This window comes from Nesterenkonia sp. AY15 (genome assembly GCF_022565855.1).
GTDB lineage: Bacteria > Actinomycetota > Actinomycetes > Actinomycetales > Micrococcaceae > Nesterenkonia.
In genome coordinates this window covers 562,946-581,260 of record NZ_JAJOYV010000001.1, presented here as the reverse complement: position 1 = coordinate 581,260, position 18,315 = coordinate 562,946, and the positions used below count along the sequence as shown (strand labels likewise).

General features: G+C 57.9%; 12 protein-coding genes. All 12 read left to right on the top strand.

The window, feature by feature from the left end:
* Positions 1-37: 37 nt before the first annotated feature.
* A complete protein-coding gene (locus tag LSI54_RS02575; protein ID WP_241464175.1) occupies positions 38-736 on the top strand; it encodes an 8-oxoguanine DNA glycosylase OGG fold protein in 699 nt (232 codons plus the stop codon).
* 133 nt (positions 737-869) lie between these two features.
* The gene (locus tag LSI54_RS02570; RefSeq protein ID WP_241477689.1) at positions 870-3,341 is read left to right on the top strand and encodes an ATP-dependent DNA ligase; all 2,472 of its coding nucleotides are present in this window, start codon (positions 870-872) and stop codon (positions 3,339-3,341) included.
* A gap of 86 nt (positions 3,342-3,427) precedes the next feature.
* Positions 3,428-3,904, top strand: a complete 477-nt coding sequence (locus tag LSI54_RS02565) for a pyridoxamine 5'-phosphate oxidase family protein (protein ID WP_241477688.1) — start codon at positions 3,428-3,430, stop codon at positions 3,902-3,904.
* Between the two features lie 284 nt (positions 3,905-4,188).
* On the top strand, positions 4,189-6,003 hold the full coding sequence (locus tag LSI54_RS02560) for an McrB family protein (RefSeq protein ID WP_241477687.1): 1,815 nt from the start codon (positions 4,189-4,191) through the stop codon (positions 6,001-6,003).
* A gap of 110 nt (positions 6,004-6,113) precedes the next feature.
* Complete coding sequence (locus LSI54_RS02555) at positions 6,114-7,295, top strand: McrC family protein (RefSeq protein WP_241477686.1); 1,182 nt, start codon at positions 6,114-6,116, stop codon at positions 7,293-7,295.
* Positions 7,296-7,612: 317 nt separating this feature from the next.
* Positions 7,613-9,589, top strand: coding sequence for a site-specific DNA-methyltransferase (locus LSI54_RS02550; protein WP_241477685.1), 1,977 nt, complete (start codon positions 7,613-7,615; stop codon positions 9,587-9,589).
* A complete protein-coding gene (locus LSI54_RS13100) occupies positions 9,573-12,359 on the top strand; it encodes a restriction endonuclease (protein ID WP_241477684.1) in 2,787 nt (928 codons plus the stop codon). The genes LSI54_RS02550 and LSI54_RS13100 overlap by 17 nt, the downstream gene beginning before the upstream one ends.
* Before the next feature lie 59 nt (positions 12,360-12,418).
* On the top strand, positions 12,419-14,575 hold the full coding sequence (locus tag LSI54_RS02540) for an ATP-dependent nuclease (protein ID WP_241477683.1): 2,157 nt from the start codon (positions 12,419-12,421) through the stop codon (positions 14,573-14,575).
* Positions 14,568-16,361 carry a UvrD-helicase domain-containing protein gene (locus LSI54_RS02535; protein WP_241477682.1) on the top strand — a complete coding sequence of 598 codons (1,794 nt, stop codon included), beginning with the start codon at positions 14,568-14,570 and terminating at the stop codon, positions 16,359-16,361. The genes LSI54_RS02540 and LSI54_RS02535 overlap by 8 nt, the downstream gene beginning before the upstream one ends.
* 129 nt (positions 16,362-16,490) lie before the next feature.
* A complete protein-coding gene (locus LSI54_RS02530; protein WP_241477681.1) occupies positions 16,491-16,895 on the top strand; it encodes a hypothetical protein in 405 nt (134 codons plus the stop codon).
* 808 nt (positions 16,896-17,703) lie between these two features.
* Complete coding sequence (locus tag LSI54_RS02525; protein ID WP_241477680.1) at positions 17,704-18,102, top strand: DUF2975 domain-containing protein; 399 nt, start codon at positions 17,704-17,706, stop codon at positions 18,100-18,102.
* Entirely contained in the window at positions 18,102-18,308 is a 207-nt protein-coding gene (locus tag LSI54_RS02520) for a helix-turn-helix domain-containing protein (RefSeq protein WP_241477679.1), read from the top strand. The genes LSI54_RS02525 and LSI54_RS02520 overlap by 1 nt, the downstream gene beginning before the upstream one ends.
* Positions 18,309-18,315 lie beyond the last annotated feature (7 nt).

The following is an 18,315-nucleotide window of genomic DNA, read 5'->3' as shown; positions in this document are numbered from 1 at the left end:
GGGGGCCGCGGCCCGCTGGGCGCATTAGGGTTGGATCATGATCAATGAAGACGCACGACTGCCCCAGGACATCCTGCACGCACTGCCCGGCTCCAACGCGGTGATGAAGCACGGTGTTGATGTCGACGCCGCCCGCTGGCGCGCCGAACTCTCCAAGCGCGGACTCCCCACGCTGACCGGCATGCTCGGCAGCCTCGACAAGGTCTCGCTGACCCGCCGCGACGTGTTCGAGATCGGCGACCGCGAGCGCACCGCTGACAACGCCTTCCAGCTGTTCTATTACTCGCTGTCATGGGGTCTCGGGCCCAAGGTTCCGCGGCTGCACCACCGTCTGGACAACTTCGCCTCCCACCGCGACGAGGCCTCCGAGCTGCTCGTCAACGCGTGGAACTCGGTGCGCAACGGCGATTCCGCCAAGGACGCCTTCAGCATCCTGACCACCGACGACGGCGCCGGACGGATCCCGTGGTTCGGGCCTGCCTTCTCCACGAAGTTCCTCTACTTCGCCCAGGGCGCGGCCGCTGAGCCGAAGCTGGTCAGCCTGGACCGCGACGTCGCCGCGAACCTCGCGCGCGACGCCTGGCCCGACGCGACCACCGACGTCTGGGTTCCCGAGGTCTACCAGCAGTACTGCACGCTGATGACCGAATGGGCCGACGAAGCCTCACAGGACTCCTCGGTGGATCGCACGGTCCGCGCCGATGAGATCGAACTGGCAGTCACCCGCCGGGCATAAGTCACTTCCCCTCTTGAGGGACACCACTGTGGCGGGCGCTTCTCGACGCAAGCGCCCGCCACAGTCATGTCATGACCCGGCGCAAATTAGCCTTACTCAGCCAACGCCCAGGCTCCCCCACCAAGGTTGACCCATGGCAAGCAAGCGGCAGCAGACTGTCACGGTCGCCGGTCACAAGCTGCGGCTCTCCAACCTGGACAAGGTCCTCTTCCCCGCCTCGGGCACCACCAAGGCCGAGGTCATCGAGTACTGGCAGACCGTGGCCCCGGCGATGCTCCCGCACACCAGGAACCGCCCGGCCACCCGCAAGCGCTGGCCCGACGGCGTCGGGTCAGAAGAGAAGCCCAATGAGCCGTTCTTCCGGAAGAACCTCGAGGACTCCGCCCCGGCCTGGGTACCGCGCGAGGAGCTGGAACACTCCGATCACAGCAACACCTACCCGCTGGCGAATGAACCTGCCGTGCTCGCCTGGTTCGGACAGGTCGGCGCCCTGGAGGTCCACGTCCCGCAGTGGCGGTTCAGCCCGGACGGTGAACCGCAGAACCCCGACCGACTTGTCCTGGACCTGGACCCCGGCCCCGGTACGGACCTTGCCGACTGCGCGCGGGTGGCCCGCTGGTGCCGCGAGATCCTCGATGAGATGAACCTGCCCTCGGTCCCGGTCACCTCCGGGTCCAAGGGCATCCACCTCTACGCCGCGCTCAACGGCAGCTACACCTCCGAGCAGGTCTCCCAGGTCGCCCATGAACTGGCCAAGGCACTGGAGGCCGATCACCCGGATGAAGTTGTCAGCGATATGAAGAAGTCCCTGCGCCAGGGCAAGGTGCTCATCGACTGGTCGCAGAACAACCGCAACAAGACCACCATCACCCCCTACTCGCTGCGCGGCCGCCCCGGATCCGCCGAGGGTCCGCATGTCGCCGCCCCGCGGACCTGGGAGGAGCTGGAGGATCCGGACCTCGCCCAGCTGGACATGCACCAGGTGATGGAGCGGATCGCCTCCGGCACGGATCCCTTGGCTGACTTCACCGCCGACGACGACGCCGCGGACGTCCTGACGCCTGCCCAGGACGCGCTTTCCACCTACCGGTCCATGCGCGACGCCGCGAAGACCCCTGAACCGGTGCCCACCGACTCCCCCGCCGCCCGGACAGGGGATCCGATCTTCGTGATCCAGGAGCATCACGCCTCCCGGCTGCACTATGACACCCGGCTCGAGCGCGATGGGGTGCTGGTCTCCTGGGCCGTGCCGAAGGGCCCGCCGCTCAAGAGTGGTCAGCAGCGACTGGCGGTGATGACCGAGGACCACCCGATCGAATACGCCCAGTTCGAGGGGACCATCCCGAAGAATGAGTACGGCGGCGGGGAGATGTCCATCTGGGACTCCGGCACCGTGAAGATCGAGAAGTGGGAGATCGGCGTGGGCAGGTCCGGGAAGGTGGTCTTCGTCCTGACCGGTGCACCCGAAGGCGGGTTGGGCGGGGTGCCGCGGCGCTACGCGCTGGTGCAGACCGATGAAGCCGGCAAGGACTGGCTTATGCGGATGACCAAGGACCAGCCGCGGGCCGCCATGAGCGCTGCTAAGCCGTCCGCTGAGTTGCCGGAGAAGCCCGAAAAGTCTAAGGAGTCAGCCGACGCATCTACGAAGAAGTCAGCGTTCCCAGACCCACTCCCCTCCCCCATGCTCGCCTCCCCCGGCAAGCCCACCGACATTCGCGGCAACGGGTGGGTGCTGGAGGGCAAGTGGGACGGCTACCGGGCGATCGCCGCGGTCCACGCCGATGGTCGCGTGGAGATCCGCAGCCGCAAAGGCAAGGACTTCACGCCCACCTTCCCCGAGCTGGGCGAACTGGCGGACCTGGCCCCAGCGGGAACCGTGGTCGACGGCGAGATCGTCGCGCTGAACTCCGGCTCCCGGCCCGACTTCGGACTGCTGCAGCGTCGCGGCAAGCTGAGCAAGCCCAAGGAGATCGAACAGACGGCCAAGAAGATCCCGGTGCACTTTATGGTCTTCGATGTGCTTTACACCGCCGAGCACGGTGACCTCACCGCTGAGCCCTATTCGCTTCGTCGGGAGATTCTGGAACAACTCGCCGAGAGCGGCAAACACGTGCAGGTCCCAGGCGACCTGGGTGATTCCCTGGATGAGGCCATGGAGGTCAGCCTGGAACTCAAAATCGAAGGACTGGTGGCCAAACGCGCCGACAGTCCCTACCGCTCAGGGTGGCGCTCCGAGGACTGGCTGAAGCTCAAGCACGAGAGCCACGCCGATGTGGTGATCATCGGCTGGCGCCAGGGCAAAGGCGGGCGCGCGAAGACCTTCGGCTCGCTGCTGCTGGGCATGACCGACGACGACGGAGAGCTCCACTACGCCGGACGGGTCGGCACCGGCTTCAGCGACGTGGAACTGACCGATCTCCGCGCCCAGCTGGAAAAGCTGATCCGCAAGACCGCCCCGGTGGATGACGTCCCAGCCGAGGACTCCTCGGACGCGACATGGGTGACTCCGAAGCTGTCCGCGGAAGTCCGCCATTCCGGGGTGACCAGGGACAATCGGCTGCGCCACCCCACCTGGCGGGGCATTCGGGCAAAGAATGGACCCTGAATCGGCTCAGCGCGGACGCGCTGCACTCAGCACCTCTGATCCGTAGACTGCGAACAAGACGCTCATACCCAACACAGGAGAACAATATGACTGACATGACTGCGAACGAACTCGTCAAGAAGCTGAACAGCATCGGCACCTGCATGTTCACCACGGTGGACCAGAACCACCGGATCGTCTCCCGCCCGATGGGCGTCACCGAGATCGATGACCAGCACAAGTTCTGGTTCTTCACCCCGCTGAACTCGGACAAGGTCGAGGACATCGTCGGTGAAGGCGAGGTCAACCTCGGCTTCGTGGACGCCCACACCTGGGTCTCCATCGCCGGCAGCGCCCAGATCATCGATGATCTCGAGCGCAAGAAGGAGCTGTGGGACCTGGGACCAAAGGCCTACTTCGAGGGCGGCCCCGAGGATCCCAATGCCGTGCTGATCGAGGTCACTCCGGAGACCGCCCAGTACTGGGAAGGCCCAGGCAAGGCTGCGGCTCTCGTGAAGATGGCGAAGGCTTCGCTCTCCTCCGAGACCCCCAGCATGGGCGACCAGGGACGCGTAGATCTGTAAGTAGCTCAGACTTGAGAGGAGGCGGGTCACTTTGGTGGCCCGCCCTTTCGCTGTTGCTAAACAGAACTCTCCACTTCACCCCTTCCAGTAGGAACCCCACCACAGAGGCAGAACACTTCAGCAGATCTTCAGGGCGAGATGGCGCTCGGGTCCGCATCCCAACGTAGGTGAAAGAAGTTGAAATCGGACTCTCGTGCGATCGCCACCGGCAACGCTGGTCACGCCATACGATGTGAGTACGCACCGCTGACTTGGAGGGAAAGTTGATGGCACGGTACTCACACGTGGACCGAACCGGAATTGATGCGGTCGCCGATCGCTGGAAGCGACACTCGCTGCTGAATGACGCATCCTTCCTACGGCCTGAGGAGTTCCCGAGTTGCTGGTCGTTGGAGAATATAGAGGAGCTCTACCGATTATTTGTCGAAAATCCCATTCTGGGTGCCGAAGGCGGCGGCACATTCGCTTCCAAGTGGGACACACAGCTAGAAGGGGCCAGCGTGGGAGTCCGACTGCTGGCTGCCGAGTGCCTCATCGTGTACTACATCTTCACGGAAACCGTCGGGTTCAAGCGGAAGCTCCAGATGGTCAACGACACCATCCAACAACAGGACCTCCGGATCGACCCAGAACAAGGTGATCAGGATGTGCTACATGCATTCCAGAACTCACTCGCAAATCCTGGCTCGCGCTACAACACTGGTCAAGACATTCAGCTCACGTACCTCATTGACTTCGGTCTCCGATTTAAGAGCGAGTCTGACCCGAAGCGAAGAGAGCTACTCGACGACAATCCGTGGGAATTCGCCACTTTCGCTGATTCAACGGACAAGCCATTGGACGCAATGCGCCACGTCGTGTGTCACCTGATCTACCCTGACCATTTCGAGAGAATCTCCTCGAACCGGCATAAGTCGCAGATCCTCTCCGCTTTCAGGGGCCTTCACGCTGCCTCCGAGGACGAAGGAATCGACCAACAGCTCTACGGGGTCCGGCAAGCCCTTTCGCGAACACTGACAAGAGACGAAGCACAGCGAGACTTCTACGAACCGACTCTGGAACCTATCTGGCGACCGGTCGCTGAGGACACTGACCAAATCTCGCCATTGACTGCCCTCCGGCGAAAGAAGCAGATCGTATTCCACGGCCCTCCCGGCACAGGCAAAACCTACCAAGCGCGACGTGTTGCAGAATCCCTCATTCGTTCAAGTGGAATTCAACGTTGGGGAGTTGAAACTTACTTCTCCAGTTCGAGCGCCGTCGAACAGCTTGTGGAATCCAACATCACGCATCTTCAGCTCCACCCTGGCATTGACTACTCAGAGTTCGTCGTCGGCCTTCGACTGGGTGAGCACGGCAGGACGGAGTACCGCAACGGGATTCTCCTGGACCTGATTGAGAACATGCAGAGGCAGCAGGCGCAGCAAGACCTGCCACTCCCCCACGTCCTCATCCTCGACGAGATCAACCGCACAGATCTCTCCGCGATGCTTGGGGAAGCCTTCAGCGCAATGGAGGCCGATAAGCGAGGCAAGTCCATTACATTGGCTGCGACTGATGAGCACGGCGACCGCCTGAGCCTGACGATCCCTAAGGATCTCTACATCATCGGAACGATGAACGAGATCGATCACTCCGTAGAGTCGCTCGACTTCGCCTTGCGACGGCGCTTTTTATGGTTCCGTGCGACGTTCGACGCCGACGCCCTGCGCAGCATCTGGCAAGATCAGTGGCGAGAAGTAAAGCCAAGAGTTGCCCATGGTGACGCCGAGGACCAACTCGAACAACTGATCCGTAATATCGAGACATTCAACGAGGCCATCGCGGAGACGGCGGACCTTGGACCGGTTTATCGGATCGGACACGCCTTCTTTAACGACCTACCGTTCTTGATCGCAGAGGCCTGGCCAGGGCGCAGGCCGAATAGAAATCGGGTTCTGTGGGGTCCGTCCGGAAAGTCACTGCCCCCGCTGGATAATTTGTGGGCGTTCTCGATCCGCCCCCTCCTCGAGCAGTACCTTTCAGGTTCAGATGTGCAGCGAGATGAGCTAGAGCGTCTGAGAGCCCTGCTGTTCCAAGCGCCCGCGGGTCACGGATGAAAATGGTAGAAGACTGTATCCATCTCAGCATCCCAGATCTTACGAGCGAGAGTGCCTGGCCCAACCAACCTTTACCAGAGGACCAGCAGTGGCTCCGGTCTATCGCACGGTTGAAGCCCGAACAGTTCTTACTCGATGTCGGAGACCGTAACGGCGCTGGAGCTGACCCCGCGCCGATCCTCGACGTGGACCTCAATGGATGGCGCGCAGGACGCTACATCGGCGAAATCCATCACCAGGGCCGCACCTTGCAGATACGGCCGAGGCTAGGAATCGAGACCGTCGCCCAGTGGATCAGCGCGATCCACAACGTCCACGTCTTGCCCGACGTGGCTGGGGGTTCCCGGTCGTACCAGCCACTTGTGATACAACTTACTGCCGCGCTGTGGCGCGCCTCCATCTTGGATGCGGGGCGGCACACCCTTGCCCGAGAGAAGGTTAAACGGAAGTCCGCCGGCCTACGGGTGCGAGGGAAGCTCGACGTCGCTGCCACTGGCAAGCTACGCGCCGCCGGTGACCCCGAACTGGTCTCCAACAGCACCTTCCGGACACTTGATAACTCGACCAACGCCGTCGTCGTAGCTGCCGACCGAGTGATTAATTCGCGAATGGGCAGCCCTAGATGGCGTGGTCCCAGGATAGAAGACCAGCTCATCGTGCTGAAGCGGGCCGTTGGAAGCAATCCCCAGCTCCCTTCCCGAGGTGAGCTCAAGCGAGCCCGCTACTCTCCCCTCGAGGTCAAGTGGAGAAAGACCGCGGAGCTCTCCCACATGATCGCCTCAAACCGGTTGCTTCGCCACAACGCCGAGGCCTCCGATACTTACGGACTGCTGATCGATGTCGCAGAGCTTTGGGAGCGTTTCGTGTTGCACTGCGCGAGCGAAGCGTTTGAAGCACCTGTAATCCACGGCACTTCGACGACAGTGGAACATCGATTGTTGAGCTCCGTAGCGCACCCTGACCGAGGCATGGGCCGCCTCTACCCGGACATTCTCATAAACCCGTCGACCGAGACGAACTCTTACCGGTGCATCATCGACGCCAAATACAAGCCTCTGACTCAGCCTCGAGGTGTCGATCGCGAGGACCTGTACCAAATCCACGCCTACTCCCAGGCATTCAACGCCCAGCGCTCACTACTCGCCTATCCGGTCCTGGACGGTGACACTGCATTCGCTCAGAGATTCAGCCCGTGGGACACCGGCGCGGACGCCGAGATTTCGTTCCTCCGACTCCCTATTGAGCAAACGGAATGTGTAGCTGCCCTTCAGGCCTGGGACAGTGGAGCCTGACTCCCGGGCACGATTCTGGCTAGGCCACCATCATTGGCCAATGAAGATCCCACTACGCTTGTGCACGTGTCAGGTCCAGGCCAAACCCTCTCTCGATGAGATTGAAGTCTTCTCAACCCGAGGGTGATGTGCGATAATAAGAGTAATTCGCAATAGCCGGTTCCGAGTACATTCACTCCCCCTTCGCGAAGTTTCCACATGATCACAGTCCCGCGCGGACTCCGACTCCATGTCAGTCCTCGCCGGTAGTGTGGAATCCAATACAAAGCATCACGTAAATCGCGCTCGCTCAGCTGCGCATCGAGGGGAAACAACACATGGCGACATCGGTCCCAGGGGAAACTTCAGACGGACACGAGGAGTTGCTCGCTCAGCTCCGTGACCTGGTGCCGAGTGCCTTCTCAGACGGCCAGCTCGACCGAGAAGCACTTCTGGGCGCGCTGAATCTCCGTGATGGCTTCAAAGAGAGCTTCCAGTTCACCTGGCCTGGATTGGACCAAGCCAGGAAAGATGCGCGCGCAGCAACCACGGCCACATTGGTCCCTGACGAGGGAGCTTCCCTCAACTGGACGACCGCACGTGACGTGTTGATCGAAGGCGACAACCTCCAGGTGCTGAAGCTCTTGAAGAACGGTTACTCACGCTCTGTGAAGCTGATCTACATCGATCCGCCCTACAACACTGGTGACACTTTTACGTACAACGACGACTTCGCCGTGCCGGAGGCGGAGTACCTCACCACCACCGGACAAGTCGATGATCAGGGTCAAGCGCTCTCTAGCAGAGTTGAAACGAAGGGGCGAAAGCACGCTCCCTGGTTGACCATGATGTTCTCGCGCCTGGTGCTTTCGCGCCAACTCCTGAAACGAGACGGAGTCACCCTCGTCTCAATCGACAACAACGAAGTACATCACCTTCGACTTCTCCTGGACGCGGTGTACGGGGCTGAAAATTTCGTCGACATGATCACTTGGCAAGGCGGACGAAAAGGTGACGCAAAGCTGACAAGTGGAGGTCAAGACTACATACTCGTCTATGCGCGGGACCGGTCTTTCTTGACTGCGAACGATGTGCGCTGGCGTGAACGAAAATCAGGGCTGGACGGTGTTTACGCGATGGAGAGTGAACTCCTAGAACGTCACGGTAAAGATTTTGAAGCTGCGAAGAAAGAGCTCCGGGACTGGTTCGCCGCACTCCCGGAAGGCCACCCGTCAAAAGCACACGCACACTACAGCTTCATAGACGAAGACGGAGTGTGGACTTCGGACAATAGTGCGAGTCCAAACTACCGAGCCAACCTTGTCTACGACTTCAAGGGCTACAAGCCCCCGGAGAAGGGCTGGCGCTACGAAAAAGCCACTATGGAGCGTCTCCACGCGGAAGGACGGCTCATATACCCGAGTGGTCGCGCAAGCCGTGTGAGAATCAAGAAGTATCTGCACGATCAGGAGTATTGGGCTCCCGGTTCTTCATTCGTAAAAGACCGAAGCGGTGCCTCGAGTGCACTCGATCGGCTAATGGGCTCGAAAGTCTTTGACGATCCCAAAAGTACTGAGGTTTTGGCCCGCTTGTTTAGCTCCATGACCAACGAAGGCGACACGATTCTCGACTTCTTCTCTGGTTCTGGGTCCACTGGCCAAGCAGTGTGGGAGCTCAACGCTCGACAGGGAGGGTCTCGTTCGTGGGTACTGGTACAAATACCAGAGACACCAAATACGGACGAGCCATCCGGCGAAAATGCAGCTAACGCAGGGTACGGCACAATCTTCGAACTCACGGCTGAACGTATGCGTAGGACAGCCAAAGAGTTGGCTCCGCTCCACGGGACCCAGGAATTTGCCTTCCGCGTCTTTCGCGCCCGGACCACAAATCTTGTCGTCGAGAAACCTCTGCTCGCGATTCCTGAAACTAGTGAACAGGCATACTTCGACCGCGTGCTGTCTGCCGCTTACGGAAGCCCGGTACTCCCCCACTCCACTCCAGAGGCTGTGGCATGGGAAGTGGCCCTTAAAGCGACCGACACTCGCCTTAACAGTGGGGTCATTGCACATGACGTGGACCATATAACGACCTATGAGTTCCGCGCGATCGGTGCCGAAGAGGACACGGGCCGTTTGCTGGTGTCATTGGATGCATTCACTTTGGAAACTGCTGATGCTCTGGAGCTGTCGGACGACGACACGTTGATTCTGCGTGGCGACAAGGTGGATGACTCGGTGACGCTGACACTCGCTCCGCGCTTACAGTCAAAGCTGATCTTGCTGGAGAGGATCCCTCGTGAAGTTTCGCTTTGACGACCAGCCGCACCAATCGGCCGCTGTATCGGCGGTCGTTGACCTCTTTCGAGAGGGCGGCCTCCGCCCACCGCTGGACGTGCTCGCTGGACAAGCACCAGGATCCGAGGGGCACCTCGGTTTCAAGCTGGATTCCACTGTTCTGAGCGGAAACTTGGCCCAGATAACCAAACGAGAGAACGTCGACCCGCAGTCCAGTCTGCAGCTACTCAGCGAAACCGATCTGCTGGGTGTCCCTCGTGAGTTCCCCAACTTCTCAGTGGACATGGAGACTGGCACGGGCAAAACCTACGTCTACATCTCCACTGCCCTTCGTTTAGCTGAGCTCTACGGACTTCGAAAATTCGTTATCTTGGTCCACTCTGTCGCCATCAGAGCCGGTGTGAGGAAGACCTTCGAGCAAACTGAGCAGCACTTCCGCTCGAAGTACCCGTCCGTTGAGTTCAACTGGGGCGTACTCGGCGAAAACTCCGGCCTGAGCGACTTTTCTCAACCCTCAAGCACGGTGCAGTTCCTGGTAGCTAGCGTGCAGGCTCTAGACAAGCCGGAAACCAACACGCTGTACTCCAGCGCCGAACAACCGCGCCTCTGGGGCGTCGGCGAGACAGGCGTGGATGAGATCGCCCAGACTCGACCAATCGTGATCATAGATGAACCCCAGAATATGGGCACTGATCTGCGCCGTCAGGCAATCTCTACACTCAATCCCCTGGTGGCTCTTCGCTACAGTGCCACACACAAAGAGCCATTCAACTTAGTCCACCGTCTCGGGCCCCGAGAAGCGGCGGATACCGGACTCGTCAAGCGCGTGTCGGTCAAAGGCATCATCGCGGGACAGGACGGTCGACCGTACATCCATATCTCCAAAGTACGGTCGAAGCGGAATACGCTATTCGTCGAAGCGACTATCGATCGCAAGTACGCGGATGGCGCACGACGCGTACCGGTAGTGCTGCAAAACGGCAGCGACCTATTCGAAGATTCCGACGGCGTTGCTGAATACCGAGGTCTAGTAGTCGATCGGATCGACAGGAAGCCCGACCGTGTGACCTTCACCAACGGTCAAGTAGTCCAAGTTGGCGAGGAAAGTGGCGTCGACCGGCAACTGGTGTGGCGTGATCAGGTCAGACACACCATCCGCCAGCATTTGTCTCGCCAGGATCAAGTTGACTCCGCGGGTCACGATGTCAAAGTTCTGTCACTCTTCTTCGTGGAGCAAGTGGCTGACTATGCAGGATCCGAGGGGGTCCTTCCGGGCATGTTCGACGAGCTCTACCGTGAAGAGTGGCTGCGCGCCGGAAAAACCGAGTCCGAGATGCCTGATCCTGCTTCCGTGAGGGTGGCCTATTTCCCGTCCACGAAGACCGGAGTTCTCAAAGACACTAAGGGTCGGGCGTCCGACGCCGAGTTCGAGGCGCGCGCCTACCAGGAGATTATCGCGAACAAAGAACTGATTCTTACCAAGAGCAATCCCCGAGCGTTTATTTTCTCCCACTCTGCACTCAAAGAAGGCTGGGATAACCCGAACGTCTTCCAGGTCGGGTTCTTGAGGCACACCCGGTCGGATCTCGAGAGACGCCAACAGATCGGTCGAGGCCTTCGCCTACCAGTCAACCAATCGGGTCGCCGCGTGAAAGACCAAGCAGTCAACAAGCTCACCCTTGTCGTGGACGAATCGTTCGCGGAGTTTCGGGACGGCTTGAACGCTGAGTATATTTCCGCTGGAGGATCCAGTGGCGAGACCGCTGATCTTGAGAATGCCGACAACGAAGTTGTACTGCGGCGTCGCCCCGCCCTATTCGAGAGCAATGAGTTCCGTGAGCTTTGGAAGCGTATACGTTACAAAGCACGCTATCGAGTAAGTGTCATCCCCCAGTCGCTTGCTGCGGTGGTGGCCGCTTCTGACCACCTGGACCATCTACGCTTTATCCAGCGCCGCGCCAACGTCGTGCAGTCTGCGAATCTCAAATACGACAATAACGGTCAGGTCGTCACCGAGGACGCAGAGGTGTCCGAGAACCGCGGGGAGCGAATCCTCATGACCGGCCAACGTCTCCCGGATGTTGTCCAGCTGATCGAAGAGCAGCTTCAGTACGGGAAGTTTCCTTTGCAACTTACCCGTCAGACAATCGCACTCATCGTTCAGCACATTATTAGCTTCCCTGAAGGCGACTACGGTCGTCACGTGCTCGACGACCCTGAGTACTGGGCAAGGATCGTCGCAAATGCGATTCGCTGGGAAGCCATCGAGCAGATGATTGACGGCATCACGTACGAACCTGTGGACGAGGCGGAATGGTACGACGCGGAGGTTGTCTTCGTTGACGTGGAGTCCAAGACTCCCGTGCAACCCTCTAAGGGTAATCCTGATCCTCAAGCCGGAGTTATCGAGGACCAAGGTGGTCGCAGTCTTTACGACCACGTCGACTACGACAGTCACGTTGAACGAGCGTTCGCACGGCAGCTTGAGAATGACACGGACCGAGTCAAGCTGTTCACGAAGCTGCCACGAAGGTTCAAAGTAGCCACGCCCGTGGGCGAATACGCCCCAGACTGGGCCATCGTCTACGAGGAGGATGGAGCTGAACGACTTTACCTAGTTCGGGAGACCAAAGACACACGCAATCTCGAAGATCTCGACTGGGACGAGAAAATGCGTATCAAGTTTGCCGGGCGACACTTCCATGCTGCTCCGCGTGGCCAAGTCGGCTACCTGCACACCACGGAGAAGGACGGCGTTCTATCCCTCCCCGACAGGAGCAAGGAATGAACCGCGTGAGTGTTGAAGTGAACCTGAGCTCCTACCTAGAGGTGGAACGGAGATAGCGCATGCACATATCCAAGATATCGCTGACGAATTACAAGAACTTCTCCAGCACGTCCGTCCTGCTGCATCCCGGCGTCAATACAATCGTAGGAGAGAACGGCTCCGGAAAGACAAACCTCTTAAGGGCACTGCGTCTACTTCTCGATGAGAATATGGTCGGACGCTCGCACTCACTGAGCGAGACAGACTTTCATCGAGGACTCGAAGACTGGAGAGGGCACTGGATCTCGATCAGCCTGGAGTTCTCGGACATCGGACCAGACGAGAGTATGCAAGCTCTGTTTCAACATCGAGCTGCCGATGACCAAGACGAGTCATTGGAGATAGCCACCTATGGTCTTCTGTTTCGACCAAACAAGTACACCCGCAATCGGTTCGCGAGTCTAAGGGCCGGCGATAGAACCGCCTTGGAACTCTTGCAGCAATCCATCACTATTGATGACTACGAAACCGTGATCGCAGGCAAGATTTCGGTCGACCTGACCGACCCTGATGAATACAAACGAATCGTGGGGGATTTTGATGCCGTCGAATTCCCGTCAGACCTACTAGGGATCGCACCTGACTTCCCAGAGCTCGGAATTCCAGTCCCACGTTATTTCTCTCTGGTTAAAGAGTTCTCATTTTCTTACATACCAGCGCTTCGCGACGTGGTTAAAGATTTTCAGATGAATCGTAACAACCCATTACGGACGCTACTAAACGTCAAGAGCGATGAGATCCCCGAGGGGGATTTCGACTCGATTCTCGCCAAGGTCGATGAGCTAAACAACGCGATCGAAACTAGGTCGGACGTCACGGACATTAGAGATGGCATACGTGAGACGTTCAAGGAAACCGTGGGAGAGACCTACTCTCCTACTTCCATGAGCATCAAGTCAGAACTCCCCACAGAAGCGAGTCGACTGTTCCAGTCTCTTAAGCTGTACGTCGGAGAACATGGCGAAACATACGAGGGGGGCGTTGAGGAGCTCAGCGTCGGCGGTGCCAACCTAATGTTCTTGACGCTGAAGTTATTAGAGTTCCAATATCGAACTGCTCGTAAATCAATCGCTAATTTTCTCGTCATCGAGGAACCAGAAGCTCATATACATACTCACATCCAGAAGACACTCTTCGATCGTGTGCGCTATGACAGCACCCAAATAATTTATTCGACACACTCCACTCACATCTCAGAAGTTAGCGAGATTGAGCGCGTGAACATTCTATCTAAGGAGGGATCCGGTTGGTTCGCGTATCAGCCCGCTACGGGTCTTGACCCGCAACAGGTGGAAGGTGCAGAGCGCTTCTTAGACGCTATCCGCTCCAACTTGTTATTCGCGCGGAGCGTCCTGCTTGTCGAAGGTGACGCAGAAGAGATCCTCATCCCGTCTCTTGTAAAGACCGTTTATGGCGTAAGCCTCGACGAAATCGGCGTGAGCGTTATAAATGTGCGTAGTACAGGGTTCAAGAACCTGGCAAATCTGTTTCACTGTGACCGTATACGGAAGCAATGCGCCATCGTCACCGACTCAGATGAAGCGTTTTTTAACGTAGAAGAAGACCCTGAAGATGACCAGGCCGACCAGGCGAAGAAATCTAAAGCTCGGGCCTCGCAAGATTCCGGCCGCGGACGCGTCGCAGATCTGGACGCCTACACCGCGGAGAACGATTTCGTAAGCAGTTTCTACGCCGAGCACACCTTTGAGGTAGATCTCGCTTTTGCGGACGCAGCGAACCGGGAGCTTCTCGTCAATCTCGTTGATCGCGTGTACACCAGACCCTCAAGTCGAACCTGGCATAAAGCTGCCCTCAATTCCGGGCGCACAGCCAAGTCGGGATACACCACTCTCAAGATGGCCGATAAGGCAGGCAAAGGGTGGTTTGCGTTATTGCTCAGCGGTTATTTGACTGCGGATATGGTCGTACCCTCCTACATTATCGATGCCCTTGGATTTAGCGTCTCAGTACTTCCCACAGAGACGTGGTGCCGGTTGTTCGAATACCGGATTGCCACTTGGAAAGATCTGAGTGATACGGAATTCACCAACGCCAAGTCTTTTGTGGACCAACTTAGGCGGAGCGAAATCGGTCCGCGAGAGTGTGCGCGTCTGCTCGAATTCATTGAGGACGACGTTCAGCTGAGGGCACTCGTCGGGGCGTTCTTGGATGAGTGACTCTCTAGATAAGCTCAATGCGGAACAACTTGCGGCAGTAAATGCTGATGGCAACATCCTGCTTGTATCCTGCCCTGGCAGCGGCAAAACTCGCACCCTCATTCACAAAATCGCTCGCGAACTGGCCGAAGTCGACAGCCACCGGCAGTTTGTGATTGCACTGACCTACACGCATGTAGCTGCCAACGAGGTGGAAGATCGCATCAGCGGTATGGGCATCAGTACCGATCAGCTGTGGGTGGGCACTATCCACAGCTTCTGTCTGGAATGGATTATCCGACCCTACGCGATCTATCACCCGGCCCTCCGGGACGGTTTTAGGGTGATCGACACTTTCGATCAAGAGGTTATGCTCGACTCAATCGCCAAGCAGCATGGCCTACGCAGTCGCTTCGATTGCTCGCATTTCGCCACATCAACTGGGTACGAGATCGACCTAAGCACCTCGCAAAGGAACCGCCCGCTAGTTATTGCTGCGGTCGAGCAGTACCACGAGGAGCTTAACGCCCTGCGAGCGATCGACTTCGAGATGATGCTCAAGTATGCCGCGGACCTTATTCGTGACAACAAGCAGATCGCGCAAAGATTGAGTCGCCTGTTTCGTCTGATCGCCGTTGATGAATACCAAGACACTCGCGAAATTCAGTACCAGATCCTTGCGTGCATTTTTCGAGCGACCGGATCAAGTGCCCGTCTGTTCATGGTGGGTGACCCCAATCAGGCGATCTTCACCTCGCTCGGAGGTTTGGCGCTTCCCCACGAGGAGCTGACCGGTATGACTGGATTGACAATTTCGGAAATGTCCCTCAGCCAAAACTACCGATCGTCCGAAGAGAGAGTGGACTACTTCAGCAGGTTCCAAGTCTCCCCAATGGACATCGTAGCTTCAGGACACCTTCGCGACTGGTCCGGAAACGTTACCTACAACCGGACCGTAGACCGTTCGCAACTGCCAACACACCTTGAAGAATTGATCCGGTACAATATCGAGACTCTTCATATCGATCCGTCCGAGATCTGTGTGGTGGCTCCATTCTGGATCCACCTGGCGTCAGTAACACGGGCCCTTGTCCGAAGCATGCCAGAGTATGAATTTAATGGACCGGGCCTCACACCGTTCGGAGAGAATCGCGACAACTTTTGGTTCAAGCTAGCTCGCATTTCGCTGACGGAAGCGTCCCCCCGTCACTTCTATACAAGACTCCGCTGGGCGCAGGAAGTTATAGATCTTCTCGTGGAGTGCCGTGCGACCACCGATGACTTGGCACCCAGGACACTTTTGCGCTTTTCAAACTCTGTGTCGCTAGATACTCAAGATGGCGTTAAATTCCTTCGAGACTTTTTCGATGCGTTTCTAAATGAGTATAGTATATCTCTAGATACGCATGAAGGACTAAAACACCAGCACGATAGTTTCTTTGAAAGAATGCATAATAGAATCTCACGTGTCGAGAGAGACGAGGGTGTGAGTCTGAATGATCTTGAGACGTTCAAAAAAGTATTCCGCCCCAAATCAGGCGTCACTGTATCGACCGTCCATGGTGTCAAAGGGGCAGAATTCGATACGGTCATAGCTTTTGCGTTATACGAAGGCGCGCTCCCGCACTTCAATGAGCCCGACAAAACAACTGCAGCCAACCGATCGCTGTTCGTAATAAGTTCACGGGCACGAAAGAATTTGCATCTAATTTCAGAGAGAGGGAGGTTTGACTACAGGGGTGACGAGCAACGCCCCACTCAAGTCCTTGCTGCCGCGGCATTTGATTACTCCAACGAGGTCGCGTAGCAAAATCAGAAGGGTGTAGATGCTCCTCCCGAGTCGTCGGTGGAGCAGAGCGTTATCTTACCCGACGACGTATACTTGACCGGAAGATATTCAGACTCTTTAGTTTCATGAATCGAGGAGCCTCAGGCCGTGAAAAATACCTGCAGAGACCTATGGACGGCAGACTTTATTTCTGTTATTCGGGCTCTTTTTTTTGCTTTCTTTGTACTTGTTGGAACAATTTTTGGGATGGCGGAAGAACCCTTCTCGTTTATCCTGGCGGCGCTGCTGACAATAGTCGGGGGCTGCTTGCTCTGGCTGGCACACTCCATCGCGCTCAAGAATGCCCCTCCGCCCGACGCTCCCCAAACGAGCGTGGTCATCTGGCGAACGCTGGGGAGTGGTTTCCTGAGCGCTGCTGCTGGAACCACCGCTTCAGCCTTTATGAACAGAGAGATACAGACGGGTGGCAATGTCGTTCCAGTACTGCTCTTCGTTATCGCCTTTCTACTAGTTTCCATTCTGGTGGTACAGCGAAGACTGCATCGCGGGTAAATCTGAGCACCCTGGGACTTATCAAGTCGAACGAGGTCAAGTCTCTACTTGAGCTCAGTGCAGCTTCGAGACCGAAGCGGCTCATGCATTTAGCGGCTATGAATGCGGACCGCGCGTTTCACCCCCCTTTAACCAAATCACTCATCCGACCAACCCCAGAGTCCTGCGGGACTCCCTCGTAAATACCCGCGCTCTTCAGCCTCCGCCTCACCGTCTTGGTAGTGAAACCCAGTCGCCGTCCTATATCCCCGGTGCCCACGCCACGCTCGTAAAGACGAATGATTTCGGCAACTTGCTCTGGGGCAACCCTGGACTTCTTCGGCCGGTGGACTCCAGCTTGCGCCGTGTACTTCAAGACCGTCGCGCGATGGCAGCGGTACTCGGTGGCCAGGTCCTCGACGCTGACTCCGGCTGCGTAATCCGCGGAGAGCCGCTTAATCTCCTCCTCTGTGAACGCCTTACGGCGGGGTCTACTACCCGACTCCACTGCAGTGGGGACACTCACAGGGTCAACGTTTTCTCTTGTTACCGACATCATGAGTTGGTCGAGGCAACTCACTGTGGTGCTCAGTTTGTTTGCGTAGTCGCCCGACATGCCGGGGCGACCTGCTCTACTCAAACACTGGAACTCGCGTCCAACGACCGTGAGACCTGCCGATTACGTGACTCTCCGAAGCAGCCTTCGAAATCTATTGACTATCGATAGATAATCACTGAAGCTTGATGTATGATAGGTCAACGCTGGGTTGTTGCCACCCTCAAGGCATCACTGGTCCTGCTCTTCGGACTCCTGCTCCTTCTCCAGGCGATGTCTCTTCCAAAGCAGTTCGCCTATATGGCGCAGGAGTCGCCCGACATGGCGTTCCTTCGCTGGCCCCTCACGCTGATCTCAATCTTCTGGGTGCTATGCGTCCAGGTGGTCATCGTCTGCATCTGGCAGCTGCTCACGCTGGTGCAAAAGGACCGCATCTTCAGTCCCACCTCGATGCGCTGGGTCAACCTCGTGCTGGGTGCGATCGGGGCCGCATGGCTTGTCCTGGTCGGAGTCTTTCTCTACATCGGGATCAAAGCCACCGATCCTGGGATCCCTCTGGTGCTCGCGCTGATGGTGGCGGTTGGCGCCGTCGTCGGCCTGGTGGTCGTGGTGATGCGGGCGCTGCTGAAGCAGGCGACCACGCTGCGCACCGACATGGAAGCCGTGATCTGATGCCGATCATCGTGCGGATCGATGTGGAGCTGGCCAAACGGAAGATGAGCGTGGGTGAGTTCGCCGAGCGGGTCGGGATCACCCCCGCGAATGTGGCGGTGTTGAAGAACGGACGCGCCAAGGCGATCCGATTCAGCACGCTGGAGGCAATGTGCGAGGTCCTGCGGTGCCAGCCCGGAGACCTCATCGAGTGGGTGGAGGAATGAGCGGCCG